The sequence below is a fragment of the Bradyrhizobium sp. A5 genome, from assembly GCF_042076515.1.
Lineage (GTDB): Bacteria > Pseudomonadota > Alphaproteobacteria > Rhizobiales > Xanthobacteraceae > Bradyrhizobium > Bradyrhizobium cosmicum.
This window is the reverse complement of the sequence record NZ_CP148990.1, coordinates 6,054,704-6,081,064: the sequence shown is the minus strand read 5'-3', so window position 1 is coordinate 6,081,064 and position 26,361 is coordinate 6,054,704. Positions and strand designations below refer to the sequence as shown.

23 protein-coding genes are annotated in these 26,361 nt (G+C 65.7%); 7 read left to right on the top strand and 16 right to left on the bottom strand.

The window, feature by feature from the left end; all coding sequences use genetic code 11:
• Window positions 1-90: 90 nt before the first annotated feature.
• Complete coding sequence (gene purD / locus WHZ77_RS28920; RefSeq protein ID WP_375311066.1) at window positions 91-1,374, top strand: phosphoribosylamine--glycine ligase; 1,284 nt, start codon at window positions 91-93, stop codon at window positions 1,372-1,374.
• A 164-nt stretch (window positions 1,375-1,538) separates the two neighbouring features.
• A complete protein-coding gene (locus WHZ77_RS28915; RefSeq protein ID WP_375311065.1) occupies window positions 1,539-2,444 on the top strand; it encodes an alpha/beta fold hydrolase in 906 nt (301 codons plus the stop codon).
• On the opposite strand, the gene WHZ77_RS28910 is transcribed toward WHZ77_RS28915, so the two are convergent.
• Window positions 2,441-2,899 (bottom strand): nucleoside deaminase, encoded by a 459-nt coding sequence (locus WHZ77_RS28910; RefSeq protein ID WP_375311064.1) that lies wholly within the window; start codon window positions 2,897-2,899, stop codon window positions 2,441-2,443. The genes WHZ77_RS28915 and WHZ77_RS28910 overlap by 4 nt on opposite strands.
• A 120-nt stretch (window positions 2,900-3,019) precedes the next feature.
• Between WHZ77_RS28910 and WHZ77_RS28905 the strand changes: the two genes are divergently transcribed.
• A complete protein-coding gene (locus WHZ77_RS28905) occupies window positions 3,020-5,200 on the top strand; it encodes a pseudouridine synthase (protein WP_375311063.1) in 2,181 nt (726 codons plus the stop codon).
• A gap of 1 nt (window position 5,201) precedes the next feature.
• The gene (gene rsmD / locus WHZ77_RS28900; protein WP_375311062.1) at window positions 5,202-5,759 is read left to right on the top strand and encodes a 16S rRNA (guanine(966)-N(2))-methyltransferase RsmD; all 558 of its coding nucleotides are present in this window, start codon (window positions 5,202-5,204) and stop codon (window positions 5,757-5,759) included.
• A 1-nt stretch (window position 5,760) separates the two neighbouring features.
• Here the strand turns inward: rsmD and mutL are convergent, their stop codons facing one another.
• The gene (gene mutL, locus WHZ77_RS28895) at window positions 5,761-7,572 is read right to left on the bottom strand and encodes a DNA mismatch repair endonuclease MutL (RefSeq protein WP_375311061.1); all 1,812 of its coding nucleotides are present in this window, start codon (window positions 7,570-7,572) and stop codon (window positions 5,761-5,763) included.
• 249 nt (window positions 7,573-7,821) lie between these two features.
• Here mutL and WHZ77_RS28890 point away from each other — a divergent pair, with 249 nt between their 5' ends.
• Window positions 7,822-8,130, top strand: a complete 309-nt coding sequence (locus WHZ77_RS28890; protein ID WP_375311060.1) for a ribbon-helix-helix domain-containing protein — start codon at window positions 7,822-7,824, stop codon at window positions 8,128-8,130.
• A 229-nt stretch (window positions 8,131-8,359) separates the two neighbouring features.
• Here WHZ77_RS28890 and WHZ77_RS28885 read toward each other — a convergent pair whose 3' ends face one another.
• From WHZ77_RS28885 to WHZ77_RS28835, 11 genes are all read right to left on the bottom strand, one after another.
• A complete protein-coding gene (locus tag WHZ77_RS28885; protein WP_375311059.1) occupies window positions 8,360-9,928 on the bottom strand; it encodes a GMC family oxidoreductase in 1,569 nt (522 codons plus the stop codon).
• Between the two features lie 30 nt (window positions 9,929-9,958).
• Entirely contained in the window at window positions 9,959-10,507 is a 549-nt protein-coding gene (locus tag WHZ77_RS28880) for a gluconate 2-dehydrogenase subunit 3 family protein (RefSeq protein ID WP_375311058.1), read from the bottom strand.
• Window positions 10,508-10,542: 35 nt separating this feature from the next.
• Entirely contained in the window at window positions 10,543-10,938 is a 396-nt protein-coding gene (locus tag WHZ77_RS28875) for a VOC family protein (RefSeq protein WP_375311057.1), read from the bottom strand.
• Window positions 10,939-11,325 carry a c-type cytochrome gene (locus WHZ77_RS28870; protein ID WP_375314834.1) on the bottom strand — a complete coding sequence of 129 codons (387 nt, stop codon included), beginning with the start codon at window positions 11,323-11,325 and terminating at the stop codon, window positions 10,939-10,941. It lies immediately after the preceding gene.
• A 155-nt stretch (window positions 11,326-11,480) separates the two neighbouring features.
• Entirely contained in the window at window positions 11,481-11,897 is a 417-nt protein-coding gene (gene arfB / locus WHZ77_RS28865) for an alternative ribosome rescue aminoacyl-tRNA hydrolase ArfB (protein WP_375311056.1), read from the bottom strand.
• Window positions 11,898-12,012: 115 nt separating this feature from the next.
• Window positions 12,013-13,380 carry a M16 family metallopeptidase gene (locus WHZ77_RS28860; protein ID WP_375311055.1) on the bottom strand — a complete coding sequence of 456 codons (1,368 nt, stop codon included), beginning with the start codon at window positions 13,378-13,380 and terminating at the stop codon, window positions 12,013-12,015.
• The gene (locus WHZ77_RS28855) at window positions 13,377-14,771 is read right to left on the bottom strand and encodes a M16 family metallopeptidase (protein ID WP_375311054.1); all 1,395 of its coding nucleotides are present in this window, start codon (window positions 14,769-14,771) and stop codon (window positions 13,377-13,379) included. Before WHZ77_RS28855 ends, WHZ77_RS28860 begins: the two co-directional genes overlap by 4 nt.
• A 202-nt stretch (window positions 14,772-14,973) precedes the next feature.
• A complete protein-coding gene (locus WHZ77_RS28850) occupies window positions 14,974-15,702 on the bottom strand; it encodes a hypothetical protein (RefSeq protein ID WP_375311053.1) in 729 nt (242 codons plus the stop codon).
• 106 nt (window positions 15,703-15,808) lie between these two features.
• Window positions 15,809-16,303, bottom strand: coding sequence for a signal peptidase II (gene lspA, locus WHZ77_RS28845; protein WP_375311052.1), 495 nt, complete (start codon window positions 16,301-16,303; stop codon window positions 15,809-15,811).
• 9 nt (window positions 16,304-16,312) lie between these two features.
• A complete protein-coding gene (ileS, locus tag WHZ77_RS28840) occupies window positions 16,313-19,312 on the bottom strand; it encodes an isoleucine--tRNA ligase (protein WP_375311051.1) in 3,000 nt (999 codons plus the stop codon).
• Window positions 19,313-19,514: 202 nt separating this feature from the next.
• Window positions 19,515-20,486 (bottom strand): bifunctional riboflavin kinase/FAD synthetase, encoded by a 972-nt coding sequence (locus tag WHZ77_RS28835; RefSeq protein ID WP_375311050.1) that lies wholly within the window; start codon window positions 20,484-20,486, stop codon window positions 19,515-19,517.
• A 228-nt stretch (window positions 20,487-20,714) separates the two neighbouring features.
• On the opposite strand from WHZ77_RS28835, the gene WHZ77_RS28830 reads away from it, so the two are divergent.
• Window positions 20,715-21,110: a response regulator gene (locus tag WHZ77_RS28830; RefSeq protein ID WP_007596883.1), complete on the top strand. Its 396-nt coding sequence runs from the start codon at window positions 20,715-20,717 to the stop codon at window positions 21,108-21,110.
• Window positions 21,111-21,284: 174 nt separating this feature from the next.
• Here the strand turns inward: WHZ77_RS28830 and WHZ77_RS28825 are convergent, their stop codons facing one another.
• The 3 genes from WHZ77_RS28825 to WHZ77_RS28815 all read right to left on the bottom strand — a co-directional run bounded on the left by WHZ77_RS28825 (window position 21,285) and on the right by WHZ77_RS28815 (window position 25,364).
• On the bottom strand, window positions 21,285-22,139 hold the full coding sequence (locus tag WHZ77_RS28825; protein WP_375311049.1) for a TIGR01459 family HAD-type hydrolase: 855 nt from the start codon (window positions 22,137-22,139) through the stop codon (window positions 21,285-21,287).
• A gap of 15 nt (window positions 22,140-22,154) precedes the next feature.
• A complete protein-coding gene (locus WHZ77_RS28820) occupies window positions 22,155-23,642 on the bottom strand; it encodes an EAL domain-containing protein (RefSeq protein WP_375311048.1) in 1,488 nt (495 codons plus the stop codon).
• Between the two features lie 159 nt (window positions 23,643-23,801).
• The gene (locus WHZ77_RS28815; protein ID WP_375311047.1) at window positions 23,802-25,364 is read right to left on the bottom strand and encodes a winged helix-turn-helix domain-containing tetratricopeptide repeat protein; all 1,563 of its coding nucleotides are present in this window, start codon (window positions 25,362-25,364) and stop codon (window positions 23,802-23,804) included.
• A gap of 120 nt (window positions 25,365-25,484) precedes the next feature.
• Here WHZ77_RS28815 and WHZ77_RS28810 point away from each other — a divergent pair, with 120 nt between their 5' ends.
• Window positions 25,485-26,324 (top strand): class I SAM-dependent methyltransferase, encoded by an 840-nt coding sequence (locus WHZ77_RS28810; protein ID WP_375311046.1) that lies wholly within the window; start codon window positions 25,485-25,487, stop codon window positions 26,322-26,324.
• Window positions 26,325-26,361: the final 37 nt, after the last annotated feature.

Here is a 26,361-nt window from a genome sequence, read left to right as displayed (position 1 = left end):
GAAGGACGGGGGTAAGGCTATCCCCCCTTGAGCCCCACCCCGATTCATGCGACCTCCGCCCCATCCAAACCCCTCATTTCTGAGCCTCTGATGCACATTCTCCTGCTTGGTTCCGGCGGCCGCGAACATGCCCTGGCGTGGAAGATCGCGGCTTCTCCCCTCGTGACCAAACTCTGGTGCGCGCCCGGCAATGCCGGCATCGCGCGGGAGGCGGAGTGCGTGGCGCTGGATGTGGCCGACCATGCCGCCGTGATCGCCTTCTGCAAGACCAACGCGGTCGCGCTCGTCGTGGTCGGGCCGGAGACGCCGCTGGCGGCCGGCATCGTCGACGATCTCACCGCCGCCGGCATCAAGGCGTTCGGGCCGAACAGGATCCCCGCCCAGCTCGAAAGCTCCAAGGGCTTTACCAAGGCGCTCTGCACCGAATTCGGTATTCCCACAGGCGCCTACAAGCGCTTCACCAATGCCGATAACGCGCGCGCCTATGTGCAGAGCCAGGGCGCGCCGATCGTGGTGAAGGCCGACGGGCTGGCCGCCGGCAAGGGCGTCGTCGTCGCCAAGACCGTGCGCGAGGCCGAGGACGCCATCGCCATGATGTTCGAGGGCGCCTTTGGCGATGCCGGCACTGAAGTGGTGATCGAGGAGTTTCTGGCGGGCCGCGAGATCAGCTTCTTCGCGCTGTGCGACGGCGAGACCGCCATTCCGCTGGCCTCCGCGCAGGACCACAAGCGCGTGTTCGACCACGATCTCGGCCCGAACACCGGCGGCATGGGCGCCTATTCGCCGACGCCGCTGGTGACGCCTGCGGTCCACGACGCGATCATGGCGAGGATCATTCTGCCGACCGTTGCCGGCATGAAGCAGCGCGGCACGCCGTTCCGCGGCATTCTCTACGCCGGCATCATGCTGACCACGCAGGGCCCGAAACTGTTCGAGTTCAACGTCCGCTTCGGCGATCCCGAGTGCCAGGTGCTGATGCTGCGCATGATGTCGGACATCGTGCCGGCGTTCCTCGCCGCCTGCGACAGCCAGCTGAAGAACTTTGATTTGCGCTGGCATCCGGAGTCCGCGCTGACGGTGGTGATGGCGGCGAAGGGTTATCCCGGCGACTACCAGAAGGGCACGCGCATCGAGGGGCTGGACGAGGCCGCGAAGGTCGACGGCGCCGAGATCTTCCATGCCGGCACGGTTGAGAAAGACGGCGCGATCCTCGCCAATGGCGGCCGCGTGCTCAACGTCTGCGCGCTGGGCAAGACCGTGACCGAGGCGCAGGCGCGCGCCTACCAGGCCGTCGACCGCATCCGCTGGCCGGAAGGTTTTTGCCGCCGCGACATCGGCTGGCAGGCGGTGGAAGCGGAGAAGGCCAAGAGCTGACAAGATCAAGAGCTGACAGGGTTTTTCCGGCTGCGCGCGCAACGGCCGGCGGCCCGTCGGCATTTTGAAATTATTCAAGCAGGACCTGAACTTAGCTACTGTGCATGGGGTTGTTTTCGACATTCTTTGTTGAGACACCCCCGAACGACAAGTGGGAGTAACCCATGTCCGATCTCGCCGACCTCTATCCCGGCTTCGCCTCCGAATGGATCAACACCTCCTTCGGCCGCATCTTCGCCCGCGTCGGCGGCAACGGCCCGCCGCTGTTGCTGCTGCACGGCTTCTCCGAGACCAACGTGATGTGGCACCGCATCGCGCCTGCGCTCGCCGACAAGTTCACGCTGATCATCGCCGACCTGCCGGGCTACGGCTGGTCCGACATGCCCGAGAGCGACGCGCTGCATATCCCCTACAGCAAGCGCGCGATGGCGAAAGCGATGGTCGAGGCGATGGAGCAGCTCGGCCATGTGCACTTCGCGCTCGCCGGCCACGACCGCGGCGGCCGCGTGTCGTACCGGCTCGCGCTCGACCATCCCGGCCGGCTGTCGAAGCTCGCCGTGCTCGATATCCTGCCGACCTATGATTACTGGGAGCGGATGAACCGCGCCTACGCGCTGAAGATCTGGCACTGGACTTTTCTGGCCCAGCCCGCCCCTTTGCCGGAGACGCTGATCTCGGGCCAGGGCGAGTTCTTCCTGCGCTTCAAGATGGCGAGCCAGACCCGGTCGAAGACGCTGGACGCGATCGACCCGCGCGCGCTCGAGCACTACATCGCCCCGTTCCGCGATCCCGCCCGCATCCATGCGATGTGCGAGGACTACCGCGCCGGCGCTTATTTCGACTACGACCTCGACAAGGCCGATTTCGAAGCCGGCAAGAAGATCACCGTGCCGATGCTGGCGCTGTGGGGTGGCGCAGGCATCGCGCAAGCCGCCGCGACGCCGCTCGACACCTGGAAGCAATGGGCCACCAACGTCGAGGGCATGCCGGTGGAGTCGGGCCATTTCCTCACCGAGGAGAACCCGGACGTCACCGCAAAGGCGCTGCGCGAGTTCTTCCTCGCGCCCTAACGCCGCTCCCGAAAGAAGTCCTTGAGCAGCCGCGCCGACTCGCTCTCCCCGACCCCGGAATAGACATCCGGCGTGTGATGGCAGGTCGGCGAGGTGAAGAACCGCACGCCGGATTCCACCGCGCCGCCCTTGGGGTCGGCCGCGCCGTAATAGAGCCGCCTCACCCTTGCAAAGGAGATCGCGCCCGCACACATGGTGCATGGCTCGAGCGTCACGTAGAGGTCGCAGTCGACCAGGCGCTCGCTGCCGATCTTCCTGGCCGCCTCGCGCAGCGCAATGATCTCGGCATGGGCGGTCGGGTCATGGTCGGTCAGCGTCCGGTTGGCGGCGGTGGCGATGACCTCGTAATTGCGGACCACCACGCATCCGATCGGGACTTCGCCCGCCTTTCCGGCATTTTCGGCCGTTTTGAGCGCCAAATCCATGAAAGAGGGGGCTTTCAAGCCTCGTATCATCGCCTAAAACCTGCTAGTAGCTCCGCCTTCAGCAAGAGTGAATACCGGATTTGCCTGAGCATGCGGCTCGAACCGAGCGCGCACACTGCTCATCGGCCACCCCCCTAAGTGAGATTATTCATGCCTCGCGACAGCGACAAAGACAACGATTCCCGCGGCCGGCGAGGCCCCGCCAGGAGCGGCCCGCCGAAGGGCCGGTCCGGCAAGCCGCGTGGCCCCGAGAAGAAGTTCGCCAAGCGCGGCCCCGAAGGCAGGGGCGACGCCCGCCCGCCCCGTGGTGACCGCGACAGCCGTCCGCCTCGCACTGACCGCGGGGATCGTCCGTTCCGTTCCCGTGCGGACGGCGATGCCCCGCGCCGCGACTTCGGCGACCGGCCGAAATTCAATCGCGACGACCGGCCTCGTGAGGATCGCGGCGAGCGCAGCTTCAAGCCGCGCGGCGACCGTCCGTTCTCCGATCGCCCCTCGCGCGATGGCGAGAAGCGGCCATTCAAGCCGCGCGGTGATCGCCCGTCCTACGGCCGTGACGACCGTCCGCCGCGCCGGGATCGCGATGATTCCCGCCCAGCCGGCCGGACCGGTGACAGAAAGTTTGGCGACAAGAAGCCCTATGCGCCGCGCGGCGACCGCCCGGACCGCAAGTTCGACGGCGAGCGGAAGTTTTCGCGGGGAGCACCCGATCGCGGGCCGCGCGAAGATCGGGGCGAGCGCGGTTTCAAGCCGCGTGGAGATCGCCCGAATTTCGATCGCGGTGATCGTGCGCCGCGTGGCGACCGTCCGGAGCGCAAGTTCGACGGCGAGCGAAAGTTTTCGCGAGGCGCACCGGATCGCGGGCCGCGCAAGGATTTCGGCGGTCGTGACCGCGGCGGGGACAAGCCCTGGCAGAAGCGCGAAGGCGGCGAGGACCGGCCGCGGTTCTCGCGTTCGCGCGACGATCGCGCCTCGGGTGATCGTCCGTTCCGCGAGCGTCCCAAGTTCGATCGTCCGCACGGGGATCGGCCCAAGTTTGATCGTCCGAAATTCGATCGTCCCCGCGACGACCGGCCCAAGTTCGATCGGCCCCGTCGCGACGGCGATGGCGACCGCGGTGAGCGCGGCGGCGACCGTCCGAAATTCAACCGGCCGCGCGAGCGCTCCGAGGGGCGCTCCGACTGGCACGAGCATCCGCGCAACGAAGGTGGCTTCGGCGATCGTCCGCGCCGTGAAAACGAGGACGAGAGCAGGATCTTCGAGAAGCGTCCCGCGTTCGGCGGCCGCGGCGCCTATCGCGAGCGCGATCGTGATTTCGATCGCCGGCCGCGCCGGGAAGAAGAACCGAAGCCGAAGAAGGCGGGCGAGCGCATCGCCAAGGTGCTGTCGCGCGCGGGCCTCGCCTCCCGGCGCGATGCCGAAGAGATGGTCACGCAGGGCCGCGTCACCGTCAACGGCCGCGTCATCAACTCGCCGGCGCTCGACATCACGCCGAACGATGTCGTCACCATCGACGGCAAGCCGTTGCCGGAGCGCGAGCGCACGCGGCTGTTCCTCTACCACAAGCCGCGCGGCCTGATGACGACGCATGACGACCCGGAAGGCCGTCCGACCGTGTTCGACAATCTGCCCGAAGGCCTGCCGCGTCTGATCTCGGTCGGCCGGCTCGACTTCAACACCGAAGGCCTGCTGCTGCTCACCAATGACGGCGGGCTCGCGCGCACGCTCGAATTGCCCGACACCGGCTGGCTGCGCCGCTACCGCGTCCGCGCCCATGGCGACGTCACCCAGGCGCAGCTCGACGAGCTCAAGAACGGCGTCGAGATCGAGGGCGTCAAATACGGCCCGATCGACGCGACGCTGGAGCGCGATCAGGGCGCCAATGTCTGGCTGGTGTTCGCGATCCGCGAAGGCAAGAACCGCGAAGTTCGCAACGTCTGCGCCCATCTCGGGCTCGAGGTGAACCGGCTGATCCGCGTCTCCTACGGCCCGTTCCAGCTCGGCGAGGTCCCCGAGGGGCAGGTCGAGGAGATCAAGTCCCGCGTGCTGCGCGAGCAGCTCGGCGACAAGATTATCGAGAAGTCGGGTGCACAGTTCGACGTGCCGCAGAAGTCCGCCTCGACTGGCGACGATGGCGTGCCCCGCGAGAAGAAGCCCGCCAGCAAGCGCGACGTGATCAACGACCGCAAGGGCCGCCGCGTGCTGGTGCAGCGCACCGGCAGCGAGGAGGCGCGTGAGCGCAACGAGGCCGAGGCGAGCGGCTACGGTCCGCCGCGCCGTCCCAAGCGGGGCTATCACGGCAAGCGCGACCTGACGCCGCGGGAGGACTGACTTGCGCGTCGTCGGCGGTCGTTTGAAGGGGCGCAATCTGGCCTCACCGTCCTCGCGCGACATCCGCCCCACGGCGGACCGCCTGCGCGAGTCCGTGTTCAACATCCTCGTGCACGCCTATGAGGATCCGATCCAGGACGCGCGCGTGCTCGATCTCTTCGCCGGCACCGGCGCACTCGGCATCGAGGCGTCCTCGCGCGGTGCGAAGTTCGTGTTGTTCGTCGACAATGGCGCGGAGGCGCGCGCCCTGCTGCGCAACAACGTCGAGTCGCTCGGTCTCGGCGGGGTGACAAAAGTCTATCGCCGTGACGCGACCGATCTTGGCCCTGCGCATCCGGTCGAGCCATTCTCGCTGGTGTTCCTCGATCCGCCCTACGGCAAGGGGCTTGCGGAGAAGGCGCTGGCGAGCTTGCGTGATGGCGGCTGGCTGACGTCGGGTGCGCTGCTTGTGGTGGAAGAGGCGAAGGCTGCGCAGTTCGCAACGCCGGAGGGGTACGAGGAGCTCGAGCGGCGGGCGTATGACGACACCGAGTTCGTGTTTTTGAAGCGCAACGCGTAAGTCACCTTCGCCCGAACAGCTTCTCCACATCGGCAAGCTTCAGCTCGACATAGGTCGGCCGGCCGTGATTGCACTGGCCGGAGTTCGGCGTCTCCTCCATCTCGCGGAGCAGTGCGTTCATCTCCTCGGGCCGCAGCCTGCGGCCGGCACGCACCGAGCCGTGGCAGGCCATGGTGGCGGCGACGTGCATCAGACGGCGCTCCAGCGGCAGCGCCTCGTCCCATTCGGCCATGTGCTCGGAGAGATCGCGGAGCAGCCCGCCGGCATTGGTCTTGCCGAGCAGCGACGGCGTCTCGCGCACCGCGACCGCACCGGGGCCGAAGGATTCGATGGCAAGGCCGAACGACGCCAGTTCCTCGCTGCGCTCCAGCAGGCGCTCCACCGTGGCCTCGTCCATCTCGACGATCTCGGGGATCAGGAGGATTTGCCGCTGCACGCCGTTCTCGGCCAGCGAAGCCTTCAGCCGCTCGTAAACGATGCGCTCATGCGCGGCGTGCTGGTCGACGATGATCAGGCCGTCGCGGGTCTGCGAGACGATGTAGGTCTCGTGGATCTGGGTCCGCGCCGCGCCGAGCGGACGGTCGACGAGGTCCGTCACCGGCTGCGTCTCGAACCGCACGTCTGCGCTGGGCCCACCGACATCGAACGCAGCCTGCGCGCGCTCGGCAAAGGCTGGCGCCGCAGCGCGGTCGAATGACGACATCGGTGCGACCGGGGCGGATGGCGAGGCCCGCCAGTCCCAGCTTGCGGGGCGCGGCGTGAAGGCGGGCCGGAACGAGGACAATGCGCTCTCGCCGCTGTTGGCGGCGGTGCGCCGCCCCTCGCGCGCGAGCGCCTCCTTCAATCCATGCACGATCAACGCACGGACGAGGCCGGAATTGCGGAAGCGCACCTCGGTCTTGGCCGGATGCACGTTGGCATCGACCTCGCGCGGATCGAGCGTGACGAACAGCGCCAGCACCGGATGACGGTCGCGCGGCAGATAGTCGGCATAGGCCCCGCGCACCGCGCCCAGGATCAGCTTGTCGCGCACCGGGCGGCCGTTGACGAAGAGATATTGCCCCAGCGCATTCGCCTTGGTCAGCGCCGGCGCTGCGGCATAGCCGGCGACCACGACGCCCTCGCGCTCGGCATGGACCTCGATGGCGTGGCTGCGAAACTCGGCGCCGAGAATGTCGCCGAGCCGCGTCAGCCGCCCGGCGGCGCCGGGCAATGCAGCGGCCCAGGTCACCGGTGCGCGCTCTTCGCCCGCGAGCGTGAAGGCGACGTCCGGCCGTGCCATGGCGAGGCGCCGCACCACCTCACGGATGGCTTCCGCCTCGGTGCGGTCGGTCTTCAGGAATTTCAGCCGCGCCGGCGTCGCATAAAAGAGATCATTGACCTCGACGCGGGTGCCATGGGCCAGCGCCGCCGGCATGATCTCGGACTTCTCGCCACCCTCGACGGTAAGCGCCCAGGCATGCGGTTCGCTGGCATGCCGCGTCGTGATCGAGAGCCGCGCCACGGAGCCGATCGATGGCAGCGCCTCGCCGCGGAACCCGAGGGTGCGGATCTGGAGCAGGTCCTCGTCGTCGAGCTTGGAGGTGGCATGGCGCTCGACCGCGAGTGCGAGGTCCTTCGCGGTCATGCCGCTGCCGTCGTCGGTGATGCCGATCCGACGCCGCCCACCCCCATCGGTGAAGACGTCGATCCGGCTTGCCCCGGCATCGATGGCATTCTCGACCAGTTCCTTGACCACGCTCGCCGGGCGCTCGACCACCTCGCCGGCGGCGATGCGGTTGACGATCTGCTCTGGAAGCTGACGGACGGGCATTAACTCGATCTTGGGCTCGATCTGGATTCGCTGGCAGCGCTATTCTAGGCCGTGTTGCGTCAAAAGCATGCGCTGGGCAACAGGAACGTTCTGGGCTGGGGAAGACGGGCATCTATCACATTGAAGATATTGGACGTTCGCGAAAATCCTTCCCCACACGCGATCCGCTCGTCTCCCTCGGTCCCGATTGTGAGGCGCCCGGCCGCGGTGTAGCATCGTGAAAAAACGGCAACAGGACGGGAGGACGCCATGTGCCATCTCTTCGCGCATCAGCCCCAACGCGACTACGAATCCCAGACCCGATCTCTGCGGATCGGCGGCCACTGCACGTCGATCCGGTTGGAAATGGCGTTCTGGGACACGCTGGAGGAGATCGCGGCCAAGGAGAACATGAGCGTCGGCAAGTTCCTGACCACGCTCTACAACGAGGTGCTCGACCATCACGGTGAGGTCAACAATTTCGCCTCGCTGCTGCGCTGCTCGTGCCTGATCTACCGGTCGAAGACGATGGCGTCGGCGCAGGCGTTCAAGGCGCCCATTCTCGATGCGGCCGAGTAGCCCCTACCGCGAGAGCCAGCATCCGCATTCTCGATATCGTTCTGCCGGACGTGCTCGGCCTGCATGGTTCGAGACGCCCGCTTTGGCGGGCTCCTCACCATGAGGGTCTGATATCTCGACGAGCAGCACGACCTCATCCTGAGGGCCCGCCGAAGGCGGGCGTCTCGAAGGATGGCCGCAGGCGAAGTGCCTACCACGCCTCTCCAATCAGAGGTGAAGCTGCCCGACCTCAAATCTCCTTCTTCTGCATCGCGCCCGCGATGTAGTCCGCCTGCCGCATCGCCAGCGCGACGATGGTCAGCGTCGGGTTGCAGGCCGCGCCGCTGGTGAACTGGCTGCCGTCGGAGACGAACAGGTTCTTGACGTCGTGGCTTTGCCCGAACTTGTTGACCACGCCGTCGCGCGGCTTCTCGCTCATCCTGTTGGTGCCGAGATTGTGCGTGCTTGGATAAGGCGGCGTCGGATAGGTCACGGTAGCGCCGACGGCGTCGTAGACGGCCGCGCCCTGCTTGTAGGCATGCGCGCGCATCGCGAGGTCGTTGGGATGGTCGTCGAAATGCACGCTTGCGACCGGCTGTCCGAACTTGTCCTTCACGACGGGATCGAGCGTGATGCGGTTGGTCTCCTGCGGCATGTCCTCGCCGACCAGCCACATGCCGGCCATCCTGGGATAGCCGTCGAGTGCGGCGGTGAACGGGCGGCCCCAGGCGCCGGGATTGAGGAATGCCGCCATGAACGGCAGACCGAGCGACAGCGTCTCCATCTCGTAGCCGCCGACGAAGCCGCGCTTCGGGTTGTTGGCGGCCTCGTCACGGATGATGCCGGCCATGGTGGTGCCGCGATACATGTGCACCGATTTCTCGAACACCGCGTAGACGCTGCCGGTCATGTGCCGCATGTAGTTGCGGCCAACCTGGCCCGATGAATTGCCGAGGCCGTCGGGGAACACACTCGAGGCGCTGTTGAGCAGCAGCCGCGGGCTTTCGATCGAATTGCCGGCCACCGCGACGATGCGTGCTTTCTGGCGCTGCATTGCGCCGGTCTCGTCGGCGTAGACCACGCTGGTGACCTTGCCGCTGGCGTCGTGCTCGATCTTGACCGCCATGCTGCCCGGCCGCACCTCGAGATTGCCGGTCGCCTCGCCCTTGGGGATCTCGGTGTATAGCGTCGACCATTTCGCGCCGGATTTGCAGCCCTGGAAGCAGAAGCCGATCTGCTGGCAGGCGCCGCGGCCGTCGCGCGGCTGGCTGTTGATCGCCATGTTCCCGGTGTGCACGGTTTTGTAGCCGAGCTTCTTCGCGCCGGCCTCCAGCACCTTGAAATTGTTGTTGCCGGGAAGTCCGGGAATGCCGTTGGTGCGGGTCACGCCCATCTTGTTCTCGGCCTTGGCGTACCATGGCTCGATCTCCGCCAGCGTCACTGGCCAGTCCAGCAAGTTAGCGCCGGGAAGGCTGCCGTAAGTGCTCTTCACCTTGAACTCATGCTCGTCGAAGCGCAGCGACGCGCCGGCCCAGTGCGTGGTCGAGCCGCCGACCGCCTTGACTATCCAGGCCGGAAGACCCGAGAAGTCTTTCGCGACGCGCCAGTTGCCCGACGTGGTGCGCGCATCGGTCCACGCGAGCTGGGAAAAACTCTCCCACTCGTCGTTGACGAAGTCCTGGTTCTCGATGCGCGGCCCGGCCTCGAGGATGACCACCTTGATGCCCTTCTGCGCGAGCTCGTTGCCCAGCGTGCCGCCGCCGGCGCCGGAGCCGACGATCACCACAACGCTGGAGTCGTTCAGATCGAATTTTGCCATATGCGTTCTCCTGAACCGTTGGGGTGGCCTTCAAGCCTTGGGCAGCCAGTCGATGTCGGCAAAGCCGCGGTTGATGTAGCCGCCGTGCTCGGCGGAGGAGCCCTCGTAGCCGAACCGCGGCCAGACCTCTTTCTGGTTGTAGAGCGAGACGACGAGGTCGCCGCGCACCTTCTGGAAGAAGTCGCTCTGCTCGATCTCCTTCAGAAGCACGACGCGGTCGGCCTCCCATGGCACCTCGGCGTACGGGACCTTGTGGCGATCCCGCGCGTTCTGATCGAGCCTGGTGATGCCGTCGCTGATCAGCGACTTGACGGCGGGATCCTTGGCGGCCTTGCCGTCCCACGGCTTGATCGCGGTGATGTAATAGCTGTCGCCGAGGACGTCGTGCGGATAGATATCCCGCGCGACCTTCAGCAGTGTCTTCATCGTGGCCGGTGAGAGCGTGCTGGCCTCATCGGCCCAGGCACCCTCGATGCTGACAGCAACGCTGGTCGCAACGGCGGCGACTGGCACGGCGGTCGCCGCGCCCTTGAGAAAGACGCGGCGGCTGTGCTTGCTTCGACGATCGACTTCTCTCATGGTTTCCTCCGTTGATTTTGATTTTTTGATTTTGGCTAGTTGAAACGTCCGCCCCGCTGGATCACCTCGATCTTGTAGCCATCGGGATCGCTGACGAAGAAGAAGCGTGCCAGCGTCTTGCCGTCGTGCTTGAAGTCGCGCAGCGGACCCGGCGCCAGCTTCTCGCGCTCGAAGCGGGCATGTTCGGCATCGAGATCCTCGACCACCACGGCGAGGTGGCCGTAGCCGTCACCGAGGGCGTAAGGCTCCTTGCGATCGAAATTGACCGTCAACTCCACCTCGAAAGGTGACGAGGGGTGACGCAGGTAGATCAGGGCAAAATCGGGGAATTTCAGATGGTCGGTGATTTCGAGGCCGAAGGCACGCTTGTAGAAATCGAGCGAGCGCGCCTCGTCGAGCACGCGGATCATGGAATGGACGGGCTTGGCCATTCAGTTCAGCTCCTTGAGATAGGTGATGATGGCGGCGCGGGTTTCCGCCTTCGCCTGACGATAGGCCATGACAACGCCGGGAATGACGGCTTGCGGATTTGTCAGCCAAACATCGAGCTTCGTTTCGTCCCAGGTGAAGTCGGCCTTCGCGAGGCCTTCCGAATAGTGAAAGCCTTCGACCTTGCCCGCCGGCCGTCCGACGATCCTGACCAGTGGCGGGCCTTGCCGCATCGGTTCCGACGAGCTTGTTGTGTGGCACACCGCGCATTGCTGCTTGAACAGCGTCGCGCCATCCGGCGGCTTGGCGACGGGCAACGGCATTTGTGCGTCGGCGCCCCGCACCGTCAGCACCATCGCGGTGCACAATCCCAGCACGATCGCACGCATCGCCAAAAGCCCGCCCATCCACGTCAAATTCAGCGTGCGTAAACTCTAGGCGCCAGCAAAGATGCGGTGGTAGTAGCGGGCTGTTTCGGACGGGAACAAAACGTAAAGCGCGCGATGTGCCTCGCACCGATCTGCGGTGCGATCGACTGCAGCGATCAATCGTCGAAATGTCCGCCGCGCTTCGACTTGATATCGCTGCGGCGCTTCTTGCCCTCAAGCCGGCGTTGCTTGGAGCCGAAGGTCGGCTTTGTCGCGCGCCGCGGCTTCGGTCGTATCATCGCCTCGCTCAGGATCTCGATGAGGCGGTCGATCGCATCCTGCCGGTTGCGCTCCTGGGTGCGGAAGCGCTGAGCCTGGATCACGATGACGCCGTCCTTGGTCATGCGCTGGCCTGCGAGACGGGCAAGGCGCAGTGCGGCATCCTCCGGCAAGGTCAGCTTGCGGGTGTCGAAGCGCAGTTGCGCCGAGGTTGCGACCTTGTTGACGTTCTGGCCGCCGGGGCCCGAGGCGCGAACAAAGCCGATCTCGATGTCGTGCTCGTCGATGACGAGATCGCGGGATATCCGCAGCATGGGAACACCATTCGTGATGTCCGGACATATCCCGGACGTCACCATTCGGCAATGGCGCCCATGCGAAACGCAAATGGCCGGACGAGCCCGGCCATTTCAGGAAACATAAGGGACGTCAGTTGGACTTCGTCGCCGGTGCCGCTGCCGGCTGCGCGGCGGCCTGCGGGGCGCGGCCGACGACGACGGTCAGGAGGCCCTGGCCCCAGAGCCGCTTGGAGGCCGCCTTGGCGTCATCGAGCGTCACGGCATCGACGATGGCGTTGCGCTTCTCGATGTAGTCGATCGGCATCTTGTCCTGCTGATATTGCAGCAGCGCCTGCGCCAGCTTGGAGGAGGTGTCGAGCGCCAGCATCTGCGAGCCCTTGAGGTAGGACTTGGCCTCGTCGAGCTCCTTCTGTGTCGGGCCCTCCTCGGCGATGCGTCGCACCTCCTTCTGGATGGCGTCGACGGTGTCGCCGGCGCGGTCGGCGCGCGTGCCGGTATTGCCGATGAAGATCGCCGAATGCTCCATCCAGAGCAGCGATTCGAATACCGAATAGGCCAGCCCGCGCTTCTCGCGGACCTCGTGATAGAGCCGAGAGGAGAGGCCGCCGCCGCCGAGAATGTGGTTGACGACATAGGCGGCCATGAAGTTCGGATCGCTGCGCTTCACGCCGGGGCCGCCGAAGGTGATGACGGTTTGCGGCACGTCGAGCGGCACGAAGGCGCGCTGCGGCGGCTTGGCCGCCTCGACGTCGGCGACCGGCGTGAGGTTGGCCTTGGCGGGCAGGCTGCCGAAGGTGTGGTCGAGCAGCTTGCCGAGCGTGGCGGGATCGACGTCGCCGACGACCGCGATCTTCAAGGTGTCCCTGGCGAGCACGCGGCCGACATAATCCTTCATGTCGGCGATCGTGATGGTCGGCACGCTGTCGAGCGTGCCGTTGGTCTGCCGTCCGTAGGGATGGTCGCCGAATGCGACCTCCAGGAATTTGCGGCTCGCCAGCGAGGTCGGGTTGGTGGTCTCGCGGCGCAGGCCCGAGATCACCTGTGAACGGATACGCTCGACGTCGGCGGCGTCGAAATGCGGCGAGGTCAGCGCGCTCCGGAGCAGGTCGAAGGCCTCGTCCTTGTTGTCGCGCAGCATGCGCAGGCTGCCGCGGAAGGTATCGCGGCTGGTGCTGAAATTGAGCTCGATGGCGCGGCGGTCGAGCCGTTCGTGGAAGGTCTTGGAGTCGAGATCGCCGGAGCCTTCGTCGAGGAGGTCGCCGACCAGATTGGCGACACCCGACTTGTCCCTGGGGTCCTGGGACGAGCCGCCGGCAAAGGAATATTCCATGGCGATCAGCGGCACGGTCGCATCCTGCACGAACCAGGCCTCGATGCCGCCAGGCGAGACCAGGCGCTGGATCTTTGCTGCGGCTTGCGATGGCGAGATGGTCGCGAGCGCGAACGCGGTGCCGGCGGCAAGGGAGAATGCAATGCGTCGAAGGAAGGGATAGGTCACGAACGCTTCTCCTCGCGCTTGGCGGCGCCGGTGTCCTTGATCAGATAGCCCGTCACCGAGCGCTTCTTCTCGAGCCATTTCTGCGCAGCCGTGCGAACCTGCTCGGCGGTGACAGCACGGATGCGGTCCGGCCAGCTTCGGATGTCCTCGATCGACAGGCCCGTCGTCAGTGCGCCGCCATACCAGCGCGCCAGCACCGCCTGATTGTCCTGCGCGTAGATCGCTTCCGCGATCAGCTGCGTCTTGACCCGCTCCAGATCCTCGGCGCGGATGGGATTCTGCGCGACGTCGGCAATGACGCCGTCGATCACCTGCTCGACCTCGGCGAAACTGACGCCGGGTTTCGGCGAAGCCGACACGGCGAATTGGGTCGGATCGAGCGAGATGCTCGAATAGCTGGCGCTGGCCGAGACCGCGAGCGGCTTGTCGACCACGAGCGCGCGGTAGAGATAGGAGTTGCTGCCGCTGCCCATCAACTGCGCCAGCACATCGAGGGCCGCGCTTTCGCCGGCTGCGGCCGTGGTTGCGGAAGGAACGAGATAATAGCGGCGCAGGCTTGGCTGCTCGACGCGTGGATCGGCCAGCGTGACGGTGCGCGGTGCGGCCGGCTCCGGCTCCTGCGGGCGGACGCGGCGTGCCGGGATCGCGGGCTGGGCCGGGATCGAGCCGAAATTGCGTTCGACCAGCGGACGGATGTCGGCGGCCTCGACGTCGCCTGCGATGACCAGGATCGCGTTGTTCGGCGCGTAGAAGCGGCGGTAGAAGGCGAGCGCGTCCTCGCGGTCGAGCTTCTCGATCTCCTGGTGCCAGCCGATCACGGGCCGGCCATAGGGATGATTGAGATAGAGCGCGGCCATGATCTGCTCGTTGAGCCGCGCGTCCGGATTGTTGGCGACGCGCATGTTGTATTCCTCGAGCACGACGTCGCGCTCGGGCAGCACGTTCTCGTCCTTGAGGATCAGGCCGGTCATGCGATCGGCCTCGAACTCCATCATGGTCGGCAGCTGCTCTTTCGGCACGCGCTGGTAATAATTGGTGTAGTCGACCGAGGTCGAGGCGTTCTCGTTGCCGCCGACGCGGAGCACGGTCTGGGAGAATTCGCCGACCGGATGCTTCGAGGTGCCCTTGAACATCAGATGCTCGAGAAAGTGCGCGAGACCGGACTTGCCCGGCGTCTCGTCGGCCGAACCGACCTTGTACCAGATCATCTCGGTGACCACGGGCGTGCGGTGGTCCGGGATCACCACGACCTGCATGCCATTGCCAAGCGTGAAGCTGGCGGGCGGAGCCGATGTCACCGTGGTCTGGGCGAGGGCCGCGCCGGCCGTCAGGACACTCGTCGAAAGCAGCGCGGCAAGGAGGCAGGCAACCGATCGGTTAGCGGACATCATGATCCTTGGTGAAAGGCCGAGCCCGGACGTCCGGCTCGAAAGGCACGGCATGCTACACCGTGCGGCTGAGGCTTCGCGTCACGAAGCAGAGAACTCAACGCGGTGGCAAGTTACTGATAGGCAATCTAGATCGCGCCCCGGCGTGCATCCGCCGGTGGCGCCAGATTCGCTGCGGTCAGGATACCGCGGCAGGACGGGAACGCTATTGTTCCTTGTCCTTGCCCGACATGATGTCGAAATAGGTCCGCCGCGACTTGTCCTCTCCAGCGCCATAGGCATAGCTCGGAGAGGGCGTCTGGTAGCCCGGCGGCGGCTCGACCAGTGACTGGCGCGGGGGCTCGGTCGTGAATTGCTTGGTCTCGCCCTTGCCGCCGACGCCCCTCATCATATTCCACAGGCCGCCGGAAAAACCCAGCTCGGCAGGGCTGAGCGACGGGTTGCCGTTGGTGCCCGGCTGGATCGGGTCGTTGTTGGTGCGAGGGGCTGCGGCGACCTCGCCGGCCTTCATCTCGGCGGGCGTCAGCGGCTGGGCGGCCTGCCAGTTCTCGGTGGCCTTGGTGGCCTTCTTGCGCGCGGCGATGGCTTCCTTGCGGCGCTTTTCCTCGGGGTCCTTGGGCCAGTTCGGCGCATTCTTGGCCTGGGTCGCGGGCGGCGGCAGGTCCAGCTTGGGCGGCACGACCAGCGGCGAGCGCTCGCGGTATTCGATGCCGGGCTTTTCCATGCTCTTGGCGCCGATGCCGGACATCAGATTGTCGATGATCTTCTCTTCGAAGGTCATCCCATCGTCGTCCTCGTCGTCGTCACCGGCGCGCACCGGGCCTGCCGACATGACGAGACCGATGCCGAGCATGACAGCGCACAATTTCAGCGCCCGCCAGAACCCCGCTTTGGGGTCTCGAACCATCGAACCGCTGGTCTCGGAGCTGCGCATTACTGTACCTGTTCCATATTGTGGCAGATAGCTGCTCTTTTCCGCTCACACGCGGCCAATCCTCGCAAAAAGCAAGGTTCCACCTGCCAGCCCGTATCGGCCGGGATCAGGGCGCTTTTGCGGCGGGTACCCCCAGGAAGGAATCATACAATAGCCCCACCACCCCGACAACGATGGCCACGTCCGCGAGGTTGAACACGTACCAATTATAGGTATTTCCGCCGATCTCGATATGGAACAGGGCGAAATCGACCACCGCGCCATAGGCGAAGCGGTCGATGCCGTTGCCGATGGCGCCGCCAATGATCAGGCCCAGCGCGACCGTCGCCAGCAGGGTGTGGGAGCGGGCCATCCAGATGGCGAGGGCGACCACCGCAACGGCCTTGACCGCCATCAGCGCGATCTGGGCGGCCTGGCTGTCGTTCTGGAGCCAGCCGAAGCTGATGCCGATGTTCCAGGCCAGCACCAGGTCGAAGAACGGCATCACCTTCACCACGCCGCGTCGGGCAAGGTCGAAACCGTTCAGCAGCCAGAGCTTTGAGGCCTGGTCGGCCACGAGCGTGACCATTGCCGCGAGGATGCCGGCGCGGAGCGGGGCCATGGCAGGGGATCAGGCCACCACCCCGAGCGCCTTCCATTCGCGCAGCGCCTTGGCGTCGCGCGGGGTGACGTCGGGATATTCAGGGTCTTCACCCACCGTCGGCGAAATCTTCCAGGAGCGGGCGCATTTGGTGCCGACCGCCTTCTCGACCACGACCGCGACACCGGGCACGGCATCGAGACGGAACGCCGATGCCGGCGCCTCACCCTCGCGCACCTCGTAATTCGAGGTGATGCAGATTTCGGCGAGGTCGATGTCGAACAGCGTCGCCAGCATGTCGCGCTCGGCGACATAGATCACCGGCGAGGCCTCCAGCGACGAGCCGATGTTCTTGGCCGCACGCTCGAGTTCGAGCGCGCCGGTGACGACGCGGCGGACGTTGCGAATGATCTCCCATTTCGCGGCGAGCCTAGCGTCACGGAATTGTTCGAGGCCCTCGGGGAAGAGGGTCAAATGGACGGAAGGCGCCTCATTCGGCCGGAACATCCGCCAGGCTTCGTCGGTCGTGAAGCTGAGGATCGGGGCGAGCCATTTCAGGATGGCGTCGCACAACAGGTCGATCGTGGTGAGCGCTGCCTTGCGGGCCACCGAGGACGGCGGATCGCAATACAGCGTGTCCTTGCGGATGTCGAAATAGAACGCGGACAGCTCGGAGTTCATGAAGGCCGAGAGGCTTGCGACGACGGTCTTGTAGTCGAACGCGGCATAGGCCTTGCGAATGGTTTCGGCATGCCCGGCCAGTTCGTGCAGCATCAACCGCTCGAGCTCGGGCATTTCGGCATGGGCGACCTTCTCGCCCGGCTTGAAGTGATGCAGCGTTCCGAGCATCCAGCGCGCGGTGTTGCGCAGCTTGCGATAGGTCTCGATGGTGTTCTTCAGGATCTCCGGGCCGATGCGCTGGTCGTCGGCATAGTCGGTGGCGCAGACCCACAGGCGCAGGATGTCCGCGCCCGAATCCTTGATCACCTTCTGCGGCTCGACGGTGTTGCCGATCGACTTCGACATCTTGCGGCCGTTCTCGTCGAGCGTGAAGCCGTGGGTCAGCACGATGTCGTAGGGCGCGCGGCCGCGGGTGCCTGCGCTTTCCAGCAAGGAGGAGTGAAACCAGCCGCGATGCTGGTCGCTGCCTTCCAGATACATCACGGTGTCGCTGCCGCCGTCGACCTTGCGGACGATGTTGCCGAGCTGCGGGAAGTTCTGGCGATCCTCGAGCACGAAGGCGTGGGTGGAGCCGGAATCGAACCAGACGTCGCAGATGTCGTCGACCTTCTTCCAGTCCTCAGCCGCACGGGACCCGAGGAAGCGCTCGCGGGCGCCGTCCATGTACCAGGCATCGGCGCCTTCTTCCATGAAGGCTTCGGTGATACGCTGGTTGACGATCTCGTCCTGCAGGATCTCGGCCGAACCGTCGCTCTTCTCGCGCACGAACACGGCGATCGGCACGCCCCAGGCGCGCTGGCGCGAGATCACCCAGTCCGGGCGATTGGCGATCATGCCGTTGATGCGATTCTCGCCCGACGGCGGCACCCATTGCGTGACCGAGATCGCGTGCAGCGCGCGGGCGCGCAGTGTGTCGCCCTTTTTAGCGTGGCCGTCCTCGCTGATGTCCTTGTCCATCGCGATGAACCATTGCGGCGTGTTGCGGAAGATCACCGGCTTCTTCGAGCGCCAGGAATGCGGATATTGGTGCTTGAGGCGGCCGCGCGCGAGCAGCTTGCCGGCCTCGATCAGCGCCTTGATCACGGCCTCGTTGGCATCGCCCTTCTCGCCCTTGTCGGTGAGCACGCGCTTGCCGGTGAAGCCCGGTGCGTGGTCGGTGAGGGCGCCATTTTCGTCGACGGTATAGGGGATGGTGGTGTTGATGCCGCGTGCTTCCAGTTCGCGCGCATTGGCCATCCAGACGTCGAAGTCTTCGCGGCCGTGACCGGGCGCGGTGTGCACGAAGCCGGTGCCGGTGTCGTCGGTGACGTGATCGCCGGGAAGCAATGGGACCGTGAACTCGTAGCCGCCGCCGACGCCTTTCAGCGGATGCGCGCATTCCACCGCATCGAGCGTGTCGGCCGGGATGTCGCGCACCTTCTTGTAGGTGGTGACGCGGGCTTGCTTGAACACGCTTTCGGCCAGCGCATCCGCCAGGATCAGCAGGTCGCCGTTCTTGGCCCAGTTATCCGCAGGCGCGTCAGTGACCTCATAGAGGCCGTAGGCGATCTTCGGCGAGAACGAGATCGCGCGGTTGCCCGGCAGCGTCCATGGCGTGGTGGTCCAGATCACGACGCTGGCCGAGGCGAGCGCGCCATGTGCCGGAGACGTGACGGGAAACTTCACCCACACCGTGTCGGAGGTGTGGTCCTCATACTCGACCTCGGCCTCCGCCAGCGCGGTCTTCTCGACCACGCTCCACATCACCGGCTTGGAGCCGCGATAGAGCGTGCCGTTGGCCGCGAACTTCATCAGCTCGCGGGCGATCTGCGCTTCGGCCGGATAGCTCATCGTCTGATAGGGATGATCCCAGTCACCGATGATGCCGAGCCGCTTGAATTCCTCGCGCTGGACGTTGATCCAGTGCGTCGCATAGGCGCGGCACTCTTTACGGAAAGCCACCATCGCGGCGGAGTCGCGGAAGTCCGGCTTCTGCTTGCCCTTGGAGCGGTAATTCTCCTCCTCGATCTTCCATTCGATCGGCAGGCCGTGGCAGTCCCAGCCGGGCACGTAATTGGAGTCGTAGCCGAGCATCTGCTGGCTCTTGGTCACGACGTCCTTGAGGATCTTGTTCAGGGCGTGCCCGATATGGATGTTGCCGTTGGCGTAGGGCGGGCCGTCATGAAGCACGAACTTGGCGCGGCCCTCGGCTTCCTTGCGCAGCTTGTCGTAGAGGCCGATGTCGTTCCAGTATTTCAGGATCTCCGGCTCGCGCTGCGGCAGGCCGGCGCGCATCGGGAATTCCGTCTGCGGCAGGAACAGGGTCTTCGAATAGTCTTTGGCGTCGGACTTTTGCGGCTTTTCGGACATGATGCTGACTGGCTCGGAATGGCGCGGAAACGGATGGCGATGCGGAATCGCGGGGCGGAACGACGAAATCCCGGTCTTGCGCCGAGCCGAAAGCTCAGGCGGAAGCCGGGCCGCTAATCCCTATGATGCGCCGCGCAAACATGGCCCTCCATAGCAGCCGGCCGGGGGAAGCGCAAAGGCCCGGCGGGCCGGTCTTTCGGCCTCAATCAACGGCGCCAAGCCGCGGAAAGGCGTCCGGGGCGGCGGCCAGAATGGTGCGGGCGCGGATGGAATCGTCGTCCATCTGGCGGATCAGGGCCTCCAGGCTGTCGAATTTCAGCTCCTCGCGGATGAAGCCGACGAAGGCGCAGTCGAGTGCCTGCCCGTAGAGGTCGCCCTTGAAGTCGAACAGGAAGATTTCCAGCAGCGGCGCGCCATTATCAAAGGTCGGGCGGCGGCCGAAGCTCGCCACGCCGTCCAGCCGCTCGGCGCCGCGCCCGACCCGCACCGCGTAGATGCCGTGCTTGAGGCCGCAATTGGCATCGAGGCGGATGTTGGCGGTGGGGTAGCCGAGGTCGCGGCCGCGCTTTTCGCCGTGGATCACCTCACCGGTGATGAACCAGGGGGCGCCCAGCATGGTGGTGGCCTCGTCGATCTGGCCTTCGGCGAGTGCGATCCGGATGGCGCTGGAGGAGACCGGCCGCTCGTCGATGTCGACATGCGGCTGCACGTCGACCTCGATGCCGAGCCGGGGTGCCTCGTCGGCCAGCAGGCTCGGCGAGCCGACCCGTCCCTTGCCGAAATGGAAGTCGTAGCCGACAGCTATGCCGCTGACACCAAGACGCCCGATCAGGTCATGATGAATGAAATCTTGCGCACTGGTGCCGGCCCGCGCCTTGTCGAAGGTCATGACCACGGCGCCGGCAAGCCCGGTGCCGGCCAGCAGCCGCAGCTTCGCCGGCTCGTCAGTCAGGCGGAATTGGGGTGTGTTCGGGCTGAAAAACCGGCGCGGATGCGGCTCGAAGGTCAACGCCAGTGCAGGGCGGCCATGCGCTCGGCCCATTTCCAGGGCCGCCGCGATCACCGCACGATGGCCGAGATGAACGCCGTCGAAATTGCCCATCGCGACCACGGCGCCCCTGAGAATCGCGGAATCCGGCGTGGAGTCGCGAATAACGGTAAAATGCGGGGCCATCAGGGGAATTCTCGAAGCGGCAGGATCGGCTCGGACCGTGGCTTGACCGGCTGGATGAAGTCAAGCGGGAGGGGGGCGGCCGCATTGAATGCGATTTCAGTCCTTCGAGGGCGCCCGCGATTAACGCGCTGTTTAACGCCTCGGTGCTAGTGCTTGAAACGTGGAACCGCGGGGCTAGAGCTGGCGGATCCGATTGTAACATTCCTGGTTTGCGTTGGGGGAGTCGAGATGGCGGTTGATTTGTCGATGTCGGTTCTGGTGGTTGACGACTACAGCACCATGATCCGTATCATCAGGAATCTGCTGAAGCAGCTTGGCTTCGAGAACATCGATGATGCCAGCGATGGTTCGGCGGCGCTGAACAAGATGCGCGGCAAGAAGTACGGCCTCGTGATCTCCGACTGGAACATGGAGCCGATGACGGGCTACGATTTGCTGCGCGAAGTGCGCGCGGATCCGAACCTCGCCACCACGCCCTTCATCATGATCACGGCCGAATCGAAGACCGAGAACGTGATCGCGGCCAAGAAGGCCGGCGTGAACAACTACATCGTCAAGCCGTTCAACGCGGCGACGCTGAAGACCAAGATCGAGGCGGTCTTCCCGGACATGGCGAGCGCGTAAGCGCGCTCTTCGCCGGACAATCATTTTTCATTTGGAACGTCATGCCCGGGCTTGTCCCGGGCATCCACGTTCCTGATGCTAGAAGTAAGACGTGGATGGCCGGGTCAGGCCCGGCCATGACGGCGTCTGGAGCTTAGCAATTCGTCTAAGCCTGAGTCGCCGAGAGCTCCAGCATCACCACTTCAATTCGCGCATCAACGCTTTCGGCGGGTGGCCGAACAATTCCATCACCGATGTCGGGTCGAGCTGGTCGAGCCCCTCGAACTCCTCGGCATGGATGCCGCGGGTGACGAACAGGCAGTCGATGCCGAATTCGCGCGCCCCGGTCAGGTCGGTGCGGACGGAATCGCCGATCGCCAGCACCTTTTTCCGGTCGATCGGGTGGCCCTGGCGCTCGCCTGCGAGCGCCATCGCGCGCTCGTAGATCGGCCGGTGCGGCTTGCCGTAGAAGATCACCTCGCCGCCGATCTCGCGATAGAGTTCGGCAATCGCGCCGGCGCAATAGATCAGCCGGTCGCCGCGCTCGACCACGATATCGGGGTTGGCGCAGACCAGCGTCAGCTTGCGCTCGCGCGCCTGCAGCATCATGCCGCGATAGTCTTCCGCGGTCTCGGTCTCGTCGTCGTAGAGCCCGGTGCAGACGATATAGTCGGCCTCTTCCAGCGGCGCGGTCACCGCATCAAGGCCGCGATAGATCGAGTTGTCGCGTTCGGGCCCGAGCCAGAACATCTTGCGGCCGGGATGCTCGGCGACATAGAGCCTCGTCAGGTCGCCCGACGAGACGATGGCGTCATAGGTCTCGTCCGCGACGCCGAGCTTGCGGAGCTGCCGCTGCACCGAATCCGCCGGGCGCGGCGCATTGGTGATCAGGATCACCGTACCGCCACGGCTGCGATAGTTGTGCAGCGCCTCGCAGGCCTCCGGGAAGGATTCCAGGCCGTTATGGACCACGCCCCAGATGTCGCTGAGCACGACGTCCACACCGCCCACGAGCTCGCGCAGGCTTTCGACAAAATGCAGCGTGGTCATGATGCGCGCGGCCGATCAGATACGCCGCGCGAGAGCGGCGCTGCCGGTGGTGATGCGTTGGGCTGGAGGTGCTGCAGACGTCGCACCTGGGCTGGGGGGAGCGGAGCCATTGGATCCCTGGGTGTCCTGCGCCTGGTTCGGCGCGGCCCCGCCGGTAGCAGATGCCCCTTCCGGCCGCAATGGCCGGGGCGGCGCGAACAGGAAGCCCTGGCCGAACCGCACGTCATAGTCGAGCAAATCGACCACCGCGCGCTCGCCTTCGATGCGCTCGGCGATCAGGTCGATGCCGAAGCGGCCGAGCAGATCGGAGAGGTCGGAGGGGTGGATGTCCGAGGTCGAGGCCTGCCTGGGGTCGAGCAGGAGCGAGGCCGGCACCTTGATGAAGCGCACGCCGCGGTCGGCGAGCTCGCGCGGCTCGATGCGCAAATCCGTGACGTGGTCGATCGAGAAGCGGAAGCCGCGCTGGGCGAGAGCTGCGAGATTCTCGGTTTCCGCCGGGCCGAGATTGCGGAAGGTCGATTGCTTGAATTCCAGCACCAGCGACGGCGCCAGTGCCCGGTTGGCTTCGAGGAAGTCGAGGCACTGCGCGAAGCTGGTCGAATTGCCGAGCGTGGAGGCCGCGACGTTGCAGAACACGCCGACATCCTTGTTGCGCACCATCAGGCGGCGCAGCACCTGCACGCAGCGCAGCATCACCATGTTGTCGATGCGCCCGATCAGCCCCGAGGCCTCGGCGATGCTGATGAACTCCTCGGCGGCAATCAGCTGGTCGCGACCGTCACGTACCCGCGTCACCGCCTCGTAGAACCGCACCTTGCGCTGCGGCAGCGTCACCATCGGCTGCAGGAAGATGTCGATGCGGTTCTCGTCGATCGCGTTGCGCAGCGTCGCCAGCATCTGGGGCTGGTTGCGTCCGTTGACCGCCTGAACCGCGTTGGCGGTCTTGGTCTGAACCGCTGGCGGCGTCGGCCGCGGTGCCGCTGCCGGGAGCGGGGGAGGCGCAACCGGGCGCTCCTCGGGCATTGCAATCAGGTCGATCGGCGCCTCAGGTTCCGGCATCGCGACCGGAGCGGGAGCAGGAGAGGGGACCGGCGCGTTGCCAACCAGAAGATCCTCGTGGGCCGACACGGTGGTCGCGAGCTGCCTGACGAGCCCGCCGAGCTCGTTGATCTCGCCCGCCACCGACTGGATGCGGTCGGTGTTGGTCGAATTGGACGAGGCGATGCGCCCCTCGATCGCAGCCAGCCGGCGGCCGAACTCGGCGACCTGGCGGGCGAGGTCGGCGGTGCCGCGCGACAGATCGGCGATCTGGCCGCCAACGTCGTTGCGATCGCGCAGCCGCATCGACACCGCGTTGTAGAGGATCAGGAAGGTCAGCGCGGTCAACGCCACGATCGCGGATTCGGTTCCGCTGATGCCGGCAACCAAATAGAGGACCAGCCCGAGCGAGGCCGCGACCAGAACCATGCAGATGGCGATGAAGATCGTCGAAATGCGAATCATGCCGCGCGTTACGCCTCAAAGAGCTGACTGCCTCACTCCGGGAAAACATGGGCTGCTGTGCGAACCCGTCACGCCTCATGCTCCCCCAAGCGGCATGACCCTAACATCATTGTTGATTCGAGGGGATAGCTGCCTCTGTAAGGCTTATGTCAGCAAAGCCTATGTCAGGCCTGCCCGGCGAAAGCCCTCGAGATAGCGCTCGCGGTCGGGGGCGAGTTTGACCGGCATGAACTCGGCGATCCAGGCGAGCGACACGTTCGGCTGGGCACGGCGGAGCTCCTTCAGGGCGGCACGGGCGATCTCCATGTGCCCGGCCATGCCGGCGGCCGCGGTCAGCACCCGATGCGCGCCGACGAAATCGCTGCGTTGGCGCAAGGCCTCCTGGGCCAACCGGATCGCCTCCGCGTCATCACCGCCGAGGAAGCGGGCATAGGCGGCGATGCCGAAATAAACCGGAGCGTAGGGGTCGCGCGGGCTGAGGCGGATCGCCCTGCGCGCGGCCTCGTCGGCATCCTGCCAGCGGCCGCAATAGCCGAGCGCCAGGCCGTAATAGCCCTGCGCCAGCGCGAAGTTCGGATTGAGCCGAAGCGCGGTCTCGAACTCCGCCAGCGAGTCCTCGAAGCGCCGCGCGAACAGGTGGACATGGCCAAGCGCGTTGTGCGCCCAGGCATCCTCGTCGTCGGCCCGGGTCGCCGCGCGCGCGGCGCGCTCGGCAGCGGCTATTGCGCTGGCCATCTCCATCCAGCCCATATGCGCCGTGAACATGTAGCTGGTGCCGAGCAGGCCGAGCGCCTTGCCGTAGTTCGGGTCGAGGGCGATGGCCTTTTCGAGCAGCGCCTGCGCCACGACATGATCCTGCCGCGTCACGCGCCAGTAATGTGATAGCGCGCGCATCACGAGATCCCAGGCGTCCATGCTGTCCGGGAGCTTGCGCTGGGCGCGGAAGTTTTCCGCGGCGTAGAGCTGCGGCTCGATCGCGCCGACGATCGCCTCCGTGATCTCGTCCTGCACGGCGAAGACGTCGGCGAGCTCGCGGTCGTAGCGCTCGGCCCAGAGATGGCTGCCGGTGGCAACGTCGTTGAGCTGGGCGGTGATGCGGACGCGATCGCCGTCCTTGCGGACGCTGCCTTCGACGACATAGCGCACGCCCAGCTCCTCGGCGACCTGCCGCAGATGGACCATGCGCCCCTTGTAGATGAAGGACGAATTGCGCGCGATCACGAAGAACCAGCGCAGCTTCGACAGCGCGGTGATGATGTCCTCGCTGATGCCGTCGGAGAAATAGTCCTGCTCGGCCTCGCCGCTCATGTTGGTGAACGGCAGCACCGCGATGGCCGGACGATCCGGCAGCGGCAATCCCGTTGGCGGCGCGTTGGACGCCTTGCCTGGTGCTGCGGGCATGGCTTCCGCGGAAAGTTCTCTGACCTCGCCGACGAAGCGCATGCCCTTGCGCGCGATGGTGCGGATCAGCCGCTGCTCCTCGCCATTGTCGTTGACGGCACGGCGCGCCGCGTTGATCCGGCTGGTCAGCGTCGATTCCGAGACGACACGGCCGTTCCAGATCGCGTCGAGCAGATTGTCGCGCGTCACCACGCGCTCGCGGTTGCGGACCAGATAGAGCAGCAGGTCGAACACCTGTGGCTCCAACGCGACATGCGTCTCCATCCGCCGCAATTCGCGGCGTTCGGGATCGAGTACGAAGTCCTCGAAATGAAATGTCACGCTGCCCTCGGCTCCCGCGGGGAAATCAAGGCAGTCTCAGCGTAAAATAACGCCGCTCTCAAGGCCAGCGAGCCGCATGCGCCTTATCGTCCCGGCGTTTTCAACCCAAGGAGAATTGCCATGTCGACATCCGCAGCGCTCAAGCCGGCCCCCGCCCAACCCGATCTCGCCGCCGTCAAGCAGCGCCAGCAAGGCGCCTGGTCGTCCGGCGACTACGCCGTCGTAGGCACCACCTTGCAGATCGTCGGCGAGCAGCTCTGTGAGGCGCTGGACTTGCGCGCCGGCAGCAAAGTGCTGGACGTCGCCGCCGGCAACGGCAATGCGACGCTGGCGGCGGCGCGGCGCTGGTGTGACGTCACGTCCACGGACTATGTGCCGGCGCTGCTGAGGCGCGGACAGGAACGCGCGGCGGCGGATCATCTGACGGTCGAATTTCGCGAGGCGGATGCGGAGGCGCTGCCGTTTGCGGATGCCAGCTACGACGTCGTCGTCTCGACCTTCGGCGTGATGTTCACGCCCGACCAGGACAAGGCGGCCTCCGAGCTTGCGCGGGTCTGCAAATCCGGCGGCAAGATCGGCCTCGCCAACTGGACGCCGCAGGGGTTCATCGGCCAGCTCTTCAAGACCATCGGCAAGCATGTGGCGCCACCGGCGGGTGTGAAATCGCCGGCCTTGTGGGGGACGCAGGCACGGCTCGAGGAGATGTTCATCACCAAGGCCTCGGAGATATCAGCCGAACCGCGCATGTTCGTGTTCCGCTATCGCTCGCCGGAGCACTGGATCGATGTCTTCAAATCGTACTACGGACCGATGCTGAAGGCCTTCGCCGCGCTCGACGAGACCGGTCAGGCGGCGCTGCGTGGCGATCTCATGACACTGCTGGGCGAGTTCAACCATGCCGACGACGGCACGGTAGTCGTGCACGGCGAATATCTGGAAGCCGTCATCATCAGGCGCTGAGGGCGAGTTCGGTCAGGCCGGAGCTCGGCCTGACCTC